The organism is Hoeflea marina, assembly GCF_003182275.1.
Taxonomy (GTDB): domain Bacteria; phylum Pseudomonadota; class Alphaproteobacteria; order Rhizobiales; family Rhizobiaceae; genus Hoeflea; species Hoeflea marina.
Genome location: NZ_QGTR01000006.1, coordinates 126,448 through 138,828 on the forward strand (window position 1 = coordinate 126,448; position 12,381 = coordinate 138,828).

The 12,381-nt window shown below is 64.9% G+C and carries 12 protein-coding genes and 1 pseudogene; 6 read left to right on the forward strand and 7 right to left on the reverse strand.

Annotated features, from left to right (window positions below; all coding sequences use genetic code 11):
• The first annotated feature begins 32 nt into the window (after positions 1-32).
• Both chrA and DFR52_RS20580 read left to right on the forward strand, forming a co-directional pair.
• Positions 33-1,340, forward strand: coding sequence for a chromate efflux transporter (gene chrA, locus DFR52_RS20575; protein WP_245415423.1), 1,308 nt, complete (start codon positions 33-35; stop codon positions 1,338-1,340).
• 154 nt (positions 1,341-1,494) lie between these two features.
• Positions 1,495-2,040, forward strand: a complete 546-nt coding sequence (locus tag DFR52_RS20580; protein WP_110033906.1) for an NADPH-dependent FMN reductase — start codon at positions 1,495-1,497, stop codon at positions 2,038-2,040.
• A 62-nt stretch (positions 2,041-2,102) separates the two neighbouring features.
• Here DFR52_RS20580 and DFR52_RS20585 read toward each other — a convergent pair whose 3' ends face one another.
• The 6 genes from DFR52_RS20585 to lgt all read right to left on the reverse strand — a co-directional run bounded on the left by DFR52_RS20585 (position 2,103) and on the right by lgt (position 8,015).
• Positions 2,103-3,035, reverse strand: a complete 933-nt coding sequence (locus DFR52_RS20585; protein WP_110033907.1) for a ribose-phosphate pyrophosphokinase — start codon at positions 3,033-3,035, stop codon at positions 2,103-2,105.
• 239 nt (positions 3,036-3,274) lie between these two features.
• On the reverse strand, positions 3,275-3,865 hold the full coding sequence (locus DFR52_RS25130; RefSeq protein WP_110033908.1) for a hypothetical protein: 591 nt from the start codon (positions 3,863-3,865) through the stop codon (positions 3,275-3,277).
• A gap of 56 nt (positions 3,866-3,921) precedes the next feature.
• Positions 3,922-5,091, reverse strand: coding sequence for a M24 family metallopeptidase (locus tag DFR52_RS20595; RefSeq protein WP_110033909.1), 1,170 nt, complete (start codon positions 5,089-5,091; stop codon positions 3,922-3,924).
• Positions 5,075-5,890, reverse strand: coding sequence for a peptidoglycan editing factor PgeF (gene pgeF / locus DFR52_RS20600; protein WP_110034113.1), 816 nt, complete (start codon positions 5,888-5,890; stop codon positions 5,075-5,077). The genes DFR52_RS20595 and pgeF overlap by 17 nt, the downstream gene beginning before the upstream one ends.
• A 168-nt stretch (positions 5,891-6,058) precedes the next feature.
• Positions 6,059-7,159 (reverse strand): class I SAM-dependent methyltransferase, encoded by a 1,101-nt coding sequence (locus DFR52_RS20605; protein WP_110033910.1) that lies wholly within the window; start codon positions 7,157-7,159, stop codon positions 6,059-6,061.
• Positions 7,160-7,175: 16 nt separating this feature from the next.
• Positions 7,176-8,015, reverse strand: a complete 840-nt coding sequence (lgt, locus tag DFR52_RS20610; protein ID WP_110033911.1) for a prolipoprotein diacylglyceryl transferase — start codon at positions 8,013-8,015, stop codon at positions 7,176-7,178.
• A gap of 340 nt (positions 8,016-8,355) precedes the next feature.
• Here lgt and DFR52_RS20615 point away from each other — a divergent pair, with 340 nt between their 5' ends.
• From DFR52_RS20615 to DFR52_RS20630, 4 genes and pseudogenes are all read left to right on the forward strand, one after another.
• Complete coding sequence (locus DFR52_RS20615) at positions 8,356-8,655, forward strand: accessory factor UbiK family protein (protein WP_110033912.1); 300 nt, start codon at positions 8,356-8,358, stop codon at positions 8,653-8,655.
• 337 nt (positions 8,656-8,992) lie between these two features.
• Entirely contained in the window at positions 8,993-9,493 is a 501-nt protein-coding gene (locus tag DFR52_RS20620; RefSeq protein ID WP_110033913.1) for a type III secretion system chaperone family protein, read from the forward strand.
• Between the two features lies 1 nt (position 9,494).
• Positions 9,495-10,307, forward strand: a complete 813-nt coding sequence (gene proC / locus DFR52_RS20625) for a pyrroline-5-carboxylate reductase (RefSeq protein ID WP_110033914.1) — start codon at positions 9,495-9,497, stop codon at positions 10,305-10,307.
• A 172-nt stretch (positions 10,308-10,479) separates the two neighbouring features.
• A pseudogene (locus DFR52_RS20630) lies at positions 10,480-10,820 on the forward strand (tRNA-binding protein).
• Positions 10,821-10,835: 15 nt separating this feature from the next.
• Here DFR52_RS20630 and DFR52_RS20635 read toward each other — a convergent pair.
• Positions 10,836-12,218, reverse strand: a complete 1,383-nt coding sequence (locus tag DFR52_RS20635; protein ID WP_110033915.1) for an ATP-binding protein — start codon at positions 12,216-12,218, stop codon at positions 10,836-10,838.
• Positions 12,219-12,381 lie beyond the last annotated feature (163 nt).

Below are 12,381 nucleotides of genomic sequence, written 5' to 3' on the forward strand. Positions count from 1 at the left end.
CGACTTCCACACTTGCCAAACGGGGCGACGCCTTGACCGAGATCGATCCACCCGCAGCGCCGAACTGGCGCGAACTGTTCCAGGTATTCGGCCGCATCGGCCTCCTGTCGTTCGGCGGGCCGGCCGGCCAGATCGCGCTGATGCATCGCGAACTGGTCGAGGAGCGGAATTGGCTCGACGAGGATCGCTTCCTGCACGCGCTGAACTTCTGCATGCTGCTGCCCGGGCCCGAGGCGATGCAACTGGCGACCTATTCCGGCTGGCTGATGCGCGGGATGCGCGGTGGCCTGCTGGCGGGCCTGCTGTTCGTGCTCCCCGGATTTGCCGTCATGCTGGCGCTGGCGGCCGTCTATCTCAGCTATGGCGAAATGCCGGCAGTGGCGGGCGTGCTGTTCGGCCTGAAGGCCGCGGTGCTCGCCATTGTGCTCGAAGCGCTGATGCGGGTGTCGAAGCGGGCGCTGAAGACAAGGATGGCCTGGGCGATCTGTATCGCCGCCTTTGTCGCCATCGCGCTTCTGAAGCTGCCGTTTCCGCTGATCGTTCTCGGCGCCGCCGCCGTCGGCGTCGGGCTTGATCTGGCGACTGGACCCGCTCCCGTTTCAGGGCCGGCGGAGCCGAGAGGTGACAATCTGTGGCCGTCGACATTGCGCGCGCTGATCGTCTGGGGACTGATCTGGCTCGCGCCACTGGCCATGCTGGTCCTTCTGCCGGGCATCCCGGCGGTGCTGCCGGCGATGGCGGAGTTCTTTTCCAAGGCGGCGATCGTCACCTTCGGCGGCGCCTATGCGGTGCTGGCCTATGTCGGACAGCAGGCAGTGGACGTGCAAGGCTGGCTGGTGCCGGGTGACATGCTGGCAGGTCTGGGGCTGGCCGAAACCACGCCGGGGCCGCTGATCCTGGTGCTGGTCTTCGTCGGCTTTCTCGGCGGCGCGCGGCAATCCGGTCTCGATCCGCTGCTGGGCGGTCTGCTCGGGGGAACGGTGGCGCTGGTCTTCACCTTCGTGCCCTGCTTTCTATGGATCTTCGCCGGTGCCCCGCACATCGAGCGGCTGCGTTCGGTGAAATGGCTTGCCGCGGGGTTTGCGGCGATCACCGCGGCGGTGGTCGGCGTGATCGCCAATCTGGCGGTGTGGTTCGCGCTGCACGTGCTGTTTGCCGATGTCGGGGAATGGCGCACCGGGCCGCTGACCTTCCCGCTGCCCGACCCGGCGACGCTCGACTGGAGGGCACTGGCCATTGCGGCGACCGCGGCCATCGCGCTGCTGCGCTGGCACGTCAATCTGTTCGCAGTGCTGGCGGGCGCCACGCTTGCGGGTCTGGCGGTGGCGTTCGCGGGCTGAACCGCGGACGCCACCGACAGGATGCATTGACAGTGTGTCGCCCGGTTTCCCGCAGGTGCCCATCTTTAACCGGGGGTCGAAAGCGGTATCTGGAGGATGCGTGACCGGTTGTCGGCCGCGCGCGCCGCATCTCCATTCGAAATGAAAGCTCCCCATGAAAACTGTAGCCGTCATCGTTGGCTCGCTCAGCCGCGACTCCCTCAACCGCAAATTCGCGCAGAGCCTCGGCAAGCTTGCCTCCGACCGGCTTGCCTTCACCTTGGTCGAGATCGGCGACCTTCCGCTCTACAACAATGACCTCTGGGAAAACCCGCCCGAATCGGTTCTGCGCATGAAGGCCGCTGTCGAAGCCGCCGACGCAGTGCTGTTCGTCACGCCCGAATACAACCGCTCGTTCACGCCGGCGATCAAGAACGCCATCGACTGGGGCAGCCGGCCCTACGGAGCCAGTTCCTGGCAGGACAAGCCGGCCGCCGTTACCGGAACTTCGCCCGGCGCCCACGGCACCGCGTCCGGCCAGAACGCCCTCAAGCAGGTGCTTGTCGTCATCGGAACCATTCTGATGGGCCAGCCGGAGGTGTATTTCCAGTACAAGCCGGAGCTGTTCGATGCCGATGGCAATGTGACCGACGATGCCACCCGCACCTTCCTCAACGGCTGGGTCGACAAGTTCGCGGCCTTCATCAACCGCCTGTCGTGAACGAAAAAGCCGGAGCGCTCATGGCGTTCCGGCTCTTCAGGCGGCTTGAATGATCGCGGACGTCAGTCGAACAGGCTCGACACCGACTGCTCGGCGGCGGTGCGGTTGATCGCCTCGCCCATCAGCATCGCGGTCGAAATGACGCGGATGTTGTGGGCGCTCTGCACGGCGGGCGTCGGCTGGATCGAATCGGTGATCACCAGCTCCTTGAGCTTTGAGGCGGCGACGCGCGCCACCGCTCCGCCAGACAGCACCCCGTGGGTGATGTAGGCGGTGACGCTGTTGGCGCCGCCCGCCAGCAGCGCTTCCGCCGCATTGCACAGTGTGCCGCCGGAATCGACGATGTCGTCGATGAGCAGGCAATCCTTCCCCGAAACGTCGCCGATGATGTTCATCACCTCGGATTCGCCCGGCCTGTCGCGGCGCTTGTCGACGATGGCGAGAAGGGCATCGAGGCGCTTGGCCAGCGCCCGGGCGCGGACCACGCCGCCGACATCAGGCGAAACCACCATCAGGCTGGAGTTGGGGTAGTGTTCCTTGACATCGCGCGACAGCAGCGGAATGGCGAACAGGTTGTCGGTCGGAATGTCGAAGAATCCCTGGATCTGGCCGGCATGCAGGTCAAGCGTGAGGACCCGGTCGGCGCCGGCCTCGGTGATCAGATTGGCCACGAGCTTGGCGGAGATCGGCGCCCGCGGCCCCGGCTTGCGGTCCTGTCGGGCATAGCCGAAATAGGGGATGACCGCGGTGATGCGGCGGGCCGAGGACCGGCGCAGCGCGTCGATCATGATCAGAAGTTCCATCAGGTGATCGTTGGCCGGAAACGAGGTCGACTGAACGACAAAGACGTCCTCGCCGCGCACGTTTTCCTGAATCTCGACAAAAATCTCCTGATCGGCGAAGCGCCTGACGCTGGCCTTGCCCAATGGCAAATTGAGATAGTTGCAGATCGATTCCGCCAAACGCCGATTGGAGTTTCCCGCGAAAACCTTCATCTGGGACCGCCTGTGTTTGTGGCCGCATCCGCACGCCGGAAGAGCCGGGCCGGACGGGGCGCCAACCCGTTGGGTCCGGGTTTTAGCGGCGCTTGCCGCGATTGCAAGCGGCCATGGTCGGCCACGGTGAATTTTCCTGTAAAATTTTGGGTGCAAGGCCGATCTCGGCGGCGCTTTCCCTCTTGGCAATTATGCATGTCGTGATCCCGAAACCGCCGCACACTTTCGGGCGACATGCATCAGCCTGAGGCGGTTTGGCGCCAGCTGTTGTAATCGGCAAGCGTCCGCGCCGCAATCTTCTCCATCAGCGCAGGGGGAACAGTGCTCCAGGCATCCGCGCCGGCCGGCGGCGCGCCGGGGATCTCCTCCTGACCCTGGATGCGATGCAGCCGGTTGCCGGATGGATCGAGAATGTCCCAGACATAGACCACAGTGGTCTTGGTGTCGTCGCTGATGGCGGAGAAATAGCCCTTGAGAATGTGGTCGCCATCCTGATCGTTGGCGCTCTTGATGGTGTAGCCCAGCGTGCGGGCGCTCAGGCCCAGCTGGCGCGACAACGGCGTGACTGCGCTCAGCGGCGCCCCGATCACCGGCGTGAAGCGAATACTGCCGACGACGTTGCCTGCCGCGGGACCGGACCGGCCGGAGGGGGCAGCGGCAGCGAAGGCTGCATCCGTCGCCACGGGCGTGACGGGCGCCACGGTGGCGGCGGAAGAAGAGTCCGATCCGTCACCCGGGATCGGCGCCAGAGTCTGTTCTGTGCTGTTGCAGGCGGCCAAGAGCACGACCAATCCCGTCAGCAAGGCCATGCGCGCAGGAGTCATGTCCATGGTTCCAGTCCGTTTCCAAGGCTTCTGTTATGGAAGCGACCGGACAGAACTGTCAATCACCGGCCGGCCCGGGTCGGGGCGGTCAACAGGTCATGGCCGAGGCTCGACAGCGATTCCGGCGCATCCTCGGTGGTCAGATAGGTCTGGCCGAGCGTCATCGCGGTCGATGTCTCCGAGTCCATGATGATCATGTGGGCAAACAGGGTCATGTCCGGTTCGATGACCAGGGGGTTGCCGGCATGGAACATCTGGTGCTCCATCCAGGACGGTGTGAAGCGGGCACCGAGCGAGTAACCGCAGGCGTTGAGCCGGTGCCGGGTCAGGCCATGGTCTTCCATCACCCGAGAGTGGGTGTCGAACACCTCGCCAAAGGTCTTGCCCGGACGCAGGATGTCGACAATCGCTTCGAGCGCCTCGCGGCTGGCGTCGTAAAGCTCGAGGTGGCGCTTGCTGGGCTTGCCGATGATGACCGTGCGCATCATCGCCGCATGATAGTGGGCATAGCTGCCGGCCCATTCGAGCGTCAGCTGGTCCGACTTGTCTAGCTTGCGGCGGCCGGACTTGTAGCGGCATAGCAGGGCGTCGGCGCCGGAGCCGATGATGAACTCGTTGGCCGGATAATCGCCACCCCCGGAAAACACAGCTCCCTGCATGGCGGCGAGGATGTCTGCCTCGTTGGCGCCGGGCTTGATCAGCGGCAGGGCTGCCTCCAGCGCCAGATCCGCGAGCTTGGCGGCCTTGCGGGCATAGTCGATCTCCGCGGGGCTCTTGATCAGCCGCAACCGGCTGACCAGGTAGGATTCGTCGACCAGTTCGGCGAAGCTCTGGAGCTGGTTGTCGAGCTTGTGGCAATTGGCGCCGGTCAACCCGTGGGTGTCGTACTCGACGCCGATGCGGGCGCCGAGAAGATCGAGATCGGACAGCAGGTTCTTGAGGTCCAGCGCCGGATCGGCCTTGGTCCGGTCGGTCCACACCGTGATATTCTCGATCACCGAGGTGTGGCGGGCCTGGCGCAGGTCCGCCGAGCGCGTCAACAGCGTCATCGATCCGTCGGCCTTGACCACCAGGCACTGGAAGAAGCAGAAGCCGAACGTGTCGTAGCCGGTCAGCCAGTACATGCTTTCCTGGGCAAACAGCAGCATGGCATCGATCTTGTCCTCGCCCATGCGGGCAAGCAGCTTGTCGAGCCGGGCCGCATATTCCTCGCGCTCAAAGTGCAGTGCCATTGTCGTTCTCCCTCAAAGTGATGGCGGATATCTGCCGCCCGTAGTCCGTCTCTCGGCGATGCGTGGTGCGGCGATAGGAAAACCATGCATCCTCGCCGTCATAGGTGCAGGCGTCGATCATCTCGGCCTGGAGGCCGGCTGCCTGCAGCCTGGCCAGCGTCATGCCGCGCAGGTCGAACAGGGCATGGCCGGGCCGCTCGGCACGCGAAAACCATTGTCCGTGATCCGCGTCGCGGGCCAGGAACCGGTCTATGAATTCCGGCCCGACCTCGTAATTGGGCTGGCTGATCGAAGGGCCGAGGCAGGCAACGATCGAGGCGCGCTCGGCGCCGAGGCCGATCATCGCCTCGACGGTGTTTTCAAGCACGCCGTCAAGCGCGCCGCGCCAGCCGGCGTGGGTGGCGCCGATCACGCCGTTGCCGGCATCGGCGAACAGAACGGGGCCACAATCGGCGCTGAGCACGCCGAGCACGAGGCCCCGGTCTCGCGTCACCATCGCGTCGGCCTCCGGGCGTTCGCCGCGATTGTCGTAGGTCACCACATGCACGCGTGGCGAATGGACCTGATGCACGGTGATCAGCCGGTCGGCCGGCAGCGCGAACCAGCGGCTGATCAGCGCGCGGTTTTCCAGCACCCGCTCGCGGTCATCGGCCGAGCCGAGGCCGACATTGAGACTGTCGTAGATGCCCTCGGACACGCCGCCCTGGCGGCTGAAGAAACCGTGCGCGATCGGCGCAGACCGTTCGGCCTCGGTCAGGAGCGTGCTTCTGGTCGGAACTGGTCCGGAGGCAGTTGCCATGATTCGGTTTCTCCCGTCGGGCCTGATGCGCCTGTCCGCCGGCTGGCAGTTGCTTGCCGGCGCCTTGTCGCGCATCCCTGTCGCTCGCGGATTCCCCTGGAGCCTGCGATGGCGGTCTGTTTCACTGCTTCGATCCGCGCGGGATGTTGGCGATCCTGACCTGTCCTGTCAATTCTCCGAATCGAATGGCGCCAGCGGCACCCGGCGGCCACTGACGGCGAGCACCTTGAACAGCGCGCCCATCAATCCCTTGCCCTCGCCGGCGAGCCGGTTGACGGCATCGTGAATGGCAGCCTGCGCCAACTGGTCGCGTCCGGCGCCGAGCTTGCCGGCCCTTTCCAGCAGGCCCAGGCCGACAAGGAATTCCCCCTGCGAGATCGGTCGGTGGACATGGCCGCCCACCGAACTTGCCGCCCGAGCCAGGGCCTCGAAGTCGACGTGGCTGGTCAGGTCGGCCTTGCCCGGGCGGGCGAGCGGCGGGTCATATTCGTGATGATAGATCGCCTGCAGAGTGTCGCCGAAGCCCGTGACGAGGTGACCGTAATCGATCGCCAGCGCCGTTCCGCCGTGCCGGACCAGCCGATCGGCAATCGAAAGCATGACCGCGGAGCGGGCCGGCGCAACCTCGAACACCGTGTTGAGCGGAGCGCTCCCGGCATGGTCGGGCAGCAATGCCTCGTCGATGCCCGCCGGTCCGATGCCGAAGTCCAGCATGCCCAGGCTGTTGACGCGGACGCTGCGTTCGCGGAACCCGGATTCCGTCTTGACGAACTGACGGAAGGGGATGGCGTCGAAGAGCTCATTGGCGACCAGCAGGGTGAAGCCGGGCGGTGTGTCCTCGAACGTGGTGTGCCAGCGGATCCGGTCCTTGTGCCGCACCAGCGTCTGGCGCTGCACGTTCTGCAGTCGCTCGCTGGTCTCGACCATATGGACGGTCATGCGATCGAAGAGCTCGGGGGCCAGACGCTCGATGACGCGAATGGCGTCCGCCATCAGCGTGCCGCGGCCCGGGCCGATCTCGATGAGCCGGACGTCGGCTGGGCTTGCCTGGGTGCTCCAGGCATGGACCAGGAACACGCCGATCATTTCGCCGAAGAGCTGCGAGACTTCCGGCGCGGTGACGAAATCGCCGGCCCGGCCGAACGGTTCCCGCGTCCGGTAGTAGCCGAACTCCGGGTCGGCGAGACAGAGAGCGAAGTAATCAGCCACGCTGATCGGGCCGGTCTGGTGGATGAGATCGATGATCTTCTGCGCGAGAGGTGTGGTCATGGGGCCACTGTGCCGGTCAGGTGCGAGCATGGCGGCGGGTCCTCAGCATGAGCCAGAGGCCCACTGCCAGCATAGGCATCGACAACACCATCCCCATCGTCAGCCAGCCGCCGGCGAGATAGCCGATCTGCGCGTCCGGCTCCCGGTAGAATTCCACAACAATTCGCGCCAGGCCATAGCCGAATGCGAAGGCGCCGGCGACGAAACCGGGCCTGGCCAGAGCGCCGCCGCGATAGATGAGGACTGCGGTGAGCGCCAGCAGGGCAATGCCCTCCAGCCCGGCCTCGTAGAGTTGCGTGGGATGGCGGGGGAAGGGGCCGCCGGTCGGGAAGACGAAGGCCCAAGGCACATTGCCAAGCTTGCCCCAGAGCTCGGAATTGATGAAATTGGCGATCCGTCCAAAGAACAGTCCGATCGGCACCACGGCGGCGATGACATCAAACAGGCTGAAAAGTGGGATGGCGCGGGCGCGCGCAAACAGCACCATGGCGACGATGGTGCCGATGAGGCCGCCATGGAACGACATGCCGCCATTCCAGATCTCGAAGGCGCGCAGCGGATTGGCCGCCACCGCGGCAAAGTCGTAGAACAGAATGTAGCCGATCCGGCCGCCGCAGACGATGCCGACGGCGGCCCAGAGCATGAAGTCATCCATGTCTAGCGCAGCCATCGGCGGCCGGCCGGCGGGCCACAGGCGGGTGTTTTCGACCAGGCGGCGTGCGTAGCGCCAGCCCAGCAGGATGCCTGCAACATAGGCTACTCCGTACCAGCGGATGGCCAGCGGGCCGAGGGAGACGATGACAGGGTCAATCTGCGGAAAGCTCAGCAGCGACAGCGTTGAGGCGACAAATTCCAAGGCACTGCCCTTCACTCATTCCGGGGTGCCCCACATGCGCGGCCTGCGCGATGCGTGCTCCCTTCCATCCAGATTGCGCAGATCCGGCCGCGGTGGCCGCCCGATTGCGCTGGTCGTGCCGATCGAATTGACTCGTCGCCAACCTGGCGATCCATTGCGGCAGGTTCAAGATGACCCGGGTGCGCCATCCATGACCGATTCGGCATGGTTGTGTCAGCCGGGCTTTGCGCCGGGCTTGCCATGTTGCTGCAAGGACCGCTTTTTCTTGCATCGACGGGCGCGAATGCTTACCTGTTCAGGCACCAGACCATGCCCATCAAGCTCGAAAGGCGCGACGACAGTGACCAACGGACCCAACCGAATCCTGGATGAACTTGCCAAGCTGATGACCGATGCCGCCGGCGCCGCCCAGGGCGTGCGCAAGGAGGTCGAAACCGCGGGTCGCGCTCAGATCGAGCGCCTGCTCAACTCGATGGACCTCGTCAAACGCGAGGAGTTCGATGCCGTGCGCGACATGGCGGTCAGGGCGCGCGAGGAAAACGACGCGCTTTCTGCCCGTCTCGCCGCGCTCGAAGCGCGGCTCGGCGAGCCCGAAGCCGCCGCGACGCCAAAGTCGGCGCCCGACGGGCCGTCGATGTAGGTCGAGCAGGCAGGGACCACAACTTTTTTTCCCCACCGTCCCGGCCGCGCCGACGATGCCGAAAATCCTTTTGCCTGAGTCAGTTATGAGTCACGGCGGAATCAGTTTGCCAACATCTGTCCACACCCCAATCGCGAAAATGCGACAGGGGGGGGCTGGCGCGCGGACTCTGCATTTATAGACTGATTCTAAATGATGATTCGGATCACAGTCATGAGGACTGGTGAATGCGGCCCCGAAACCGCCTCGCCAGGCCACGGTCCGACTCATCCTGAATTCAAAGCCCGACGTGACCTCCGCAGTGAGGTCGGGTGCGGGCTTGGCAAGAAGGTGGGGCATGAATCTAGTTGAACTTGACTTCGAACGTCATTCCAATCCGGTCGACATGATTGAGTTTGTGGCGGCGGCGAATGACTGGACCTTCGAACGGTCCGGCGACGACGAAATCGCCATGACGGTGGAAGGTCACTGGACCGATTACCATGTCTCGTTCTCCTGGATGGAGGACTGCGAGGCGCTGCACATCGCCTCCGCTTTCGACATCAAGGTGCCGGAAAACCGGATCACCGAGGTGATGAAGCTGCTGTCGCATGTCAACGGCCAGGTGCTGATGGGCCATTTCGACCTCTGGCAGCAGGAGCATGTGATCATCTTCCGGCAGTCGCTGCTTCTGGCCGGCGGCGCCGAGCCGACCAACCGTCAGGTCGAGGTGCTGCTGTCCAACGCGCTCGATTCCTGCGAGGCCTATTTCCAGGCGTTCCAGTTCGTCGTCTGGTCGGGCATGGAAGCCAAGGCGGCGCTCACGGCGGTGCTGTTTGAAACGGTCGGGGAAGCCTGAGATGGTGTCGCCGGCGGCACCGCTCGTTCTCATCGGCGCGGGCAATATGGGCGGCGCCATGCTCGCCGGCTGGCTTGAAAGCGGCATCGCGCCCGGGGCCATCCTGGTCGTCGATCCGCGTCCCTCCGATGCGATGGCGCGCCGGCTGTCCGACCTCGGCATCCGTCATGAAACGGCGGTCCCCTTGGGCGTGACCGCCGGCGTGCTGCTGCTGGCCGTCAAACCGCAGGTGATGCAGGCGGCGCTGGAGCCGGCCCGGTCGCTGGTCGGTCCGGATACGGTCAGCGTGTCGATCGCCGCCGGCAAGACCATTGCCTTTTTCGAGGAGCATCTCGGTGGCGCCATCGTGCGCTCGATTCCCAACACCCCTGCCATGGTTCGGCGCGGCATCACCGCCTGCGTCGCCAATGCAGCCGTCACCCCTGCCATGCGCGCGGAAGCCGACAGCCTGCTTTCGGTCTGCGGTCCGGTGGAATGGGTTGATGACGAGGCTCTGATCGATGCCGTCACGGCACTTTCGGGCAGCGGCCCGGCCTATGTGTTCTACCTCGTCGAGTGCATGGCGGAGGCGGGCCGGAAATGCGGCCTGCCGGCGGACCTCGCCATGCGCCTGGCGCGCGCGACCGTGTCGGGGGCCGGTGAACTGATGCACCAGTCACCGGACGGAGCCGCGACGCTGCGCCAGAACGTGACTTCGCCCAACGGCACCACCGCGGCGGCGCTCGCCGTGCTGATGGCCGGGGACGGCCTGCAGCCGCTCATGGACCAGGCGATCAACGCCGCATGGCGGCGGTCGCAAGCGCTGGCGGGCTAGGGTACATCGCGCAAATTCAGGTTCACACGCTTTGCTTTGGCTTTTCCCGTCGTGCAGGTCGTCATCCAGAGACCCCTGCCCACTCCCGGGCGACAGCATCAGATCAATGGGCCAGGGGACCTGATCCTCGCCGCGGACGGTGCCGCGGATCCACCACATGAGGACGGATGCGATGAGTGAAATGATCAGTTGGGACGAGTTCGAGAAGGTCGATATCCGCACCGGCACAATCGTCAGCGCCGAACCGTTCCCGGAAGCGCGCAAGCCGTCGATCAAGATGCGCATCGATTTCGGGCCGGCATCGGCGAAAAGAAGTCCTCGGCGCAGATCACCGTCCACTATGCGCCGGCAGATCTTGTCGGTCGCCAGGTGATGGCGGTGGTCAACTTTCCCCCGCGCCAGATCGGGCCGTTCATGTCGGAGGTGCTGACGCTGGGATTTGCCGACGAGTCGGGCGCGATCGTGCTGGCGGCGGTCGACAGGCCGGTGCCCAACGGGCAGCGGCTGATGTAGTCTGCGCTCAGTCAGTCAGGCAGGCAGTCGCACCGTTGCGCGCAATCCGCCCATCGGACTGTCGGACAGGGTCACGTCGCCGCCGTGGCTGCGGGCGATGTCGCGCACGATCGCCAGTCCCAGTCCCGTTCCGCTTTCATCCAGATTGCGGGATACGTCGAGCCGGTAGAACGGCCGGAACACGTCCTCGCGCGCGTCCGGCGGAATCCCGGGGCCATCGTCGTCGATGATGATCGATACCCATCTCCCGCGGTTGTAGGCCTCGATGGCGACATTGTCGGCGTGGCGGCAGGCATTGGCGACCAGATTGGTCAGCAGACGTGAAAAGGCGTTCGGCCGGACATTGATGAGATCCTCGCCATCGACGGAAAAGGTCACCGTGGCGCCACGAAGGCGGCCGTCTGAGGCGACCTTTCCGACAATTTCCGACAGGCTGAGCGAGCCCACATCCTCTTCCGCCTCGCCGCGGGCGAAGGAAAGGTAGCTGTCGAGCATGTTCTGCATGTCGTCGACATCCTTGTTGAGGCTGTCGATTTCCGGGCTATCGCCGACGAGCGCAAGCTGCAGCCTGAACCGTGTGAGAATGGTTCGAAGATCGTGGCTGACGCCCGACAGCATCGCCGTTCGCTGTTCCAGCTGGCGTTCGATGCGCTCGCGCATCTTGATGAAGGCGAGGCCGGCCCGGCGCACTTCGTCGGCGCCGCGGGGGCGGAAGTCGTCGGGCATGCGCTGGCCCTTGCCGAAGCTTTCCGCCGCCTGGGTCAGTTGCAGGATCGGCCGCACCAGGCCGCGCAGAAACAGGATGGCGATGGCCAGCAGCACCAGGGAGGTCCCCACCATCCACAGAAGGAAAATGTGGGTGTTGGAGGCGTAGGCCTGGCTGCGCTTGGCAAAGACGCGCAGGATCTTGTCGTCGAGCTTGATCCGCACCTCGACGATGTTGGAATTGCCCACCGTGTCGATCCAGAACGGCAGCTGGACCTGCCGGGTGATCTCCTCGCTGAGGATCTGGTCGAGGATGGAGAAGAACGGCTTGGGCCTGGGCGCAGGCAACTGGCCCGGCGGCTCGATGGCGATGTTGAGCTCCAGCCGCTCGCGCGCGATCCGGATCAGCTGGTCGTAGTTCTGGTCCTGAGGGTAGGTGTTGATGATGTCGATAATGGCGGCGATGTCGCGGGTGACTGCCATCGACAGACGCTGCGTCACCGTCTGCCAGTGACGCTCCATGAACACGAAGGCGACGACGGACTGCAGCAGCACCATCGGAATGATGATGATCAGCAGCGCGCGGGCATAGAGCCGGGTCGGAATCCGCTTGGTGAACCAGCGCGTGAAGCGGCGCAGTCCGCTCGGCGGATAGCGCTCGTATTCCCGTCGGATGGATTCAATGCTGGTCATGCTCTGCGCCTCACCCCCGGCTTGTCTCGTTGCGGCTGGACCGGCCGCCGATTTGCTTATAGCGTCGATGGAACGCGGACGGCTAGGGTCCGCATCGATCCTGTGCCCGGGAGGTGGAGCTAGACGGGCCTGGACGATCAGGGATCCCGAATTCCTAGTTCTT

Coding starts and splice junctions, on each gene's coding strand:
- DFR52_RS20580 (WP_110033906.1), top strand. CDS start 1,495: ATGAAAACTGTAGCCGTCATCGTTGGCTCGCTCAGCCGCGACTCCCTC.
- DFR52_RS20585 (WP_110033907.1), bottom strand. CDS start 3,035: ATGAAGGTTTTCGCGGGAAACTCCAATCGGCGTTTGGCGGAATCGATC.
- DFR52_RS25130 (WP_110033908.1), bottom strand. CDS start 3,865: ATGGACATGACTCCTGCGCGCATGGCCTTGCTGACGGGATTGGTCGTG.
- DFR52_RS20595 (WP_110033909.1), bottom strand. CDS start 5,091: ATGGCACTGCACTTTGAGCGCGAGGAATATGCGGCCCGGCTCGACAAG.
- pgeF (WP_110034113.1), bottom strand. CDS start 5,890: ATGGCAACTGCCTCCGGACCAGTTCCGACCAGAAGCACGCTCCTGACC.
- DFR52_RS20605 (WP_110033910.1), bottom strand. CDS start 7,159: ATGACCACACCTCTCGCGCAGAAGATCATCGATCTCATCCACCAGACC.
- DFR52_RS20620 (WP_110033913.1), top strand. CDS start 8,993: ATGAATCTAGTTGAACTTGACTTCGAACGTCATTCCAATCCGGTCGAC.
- proC (WP_110033914.1), top strand. CDS start 9,495: ATGGTGTCGCCGGCGGCACCGCTCGTTCTCATCGGCGCGGGCAATATG.
- DFR52_RS20635 (WP_110033915.1), bottom strand. CDS start 12,218: ATGACCAGCATTGAATCCATCCGACGGGAATACGAGCGCTATCCGCCG.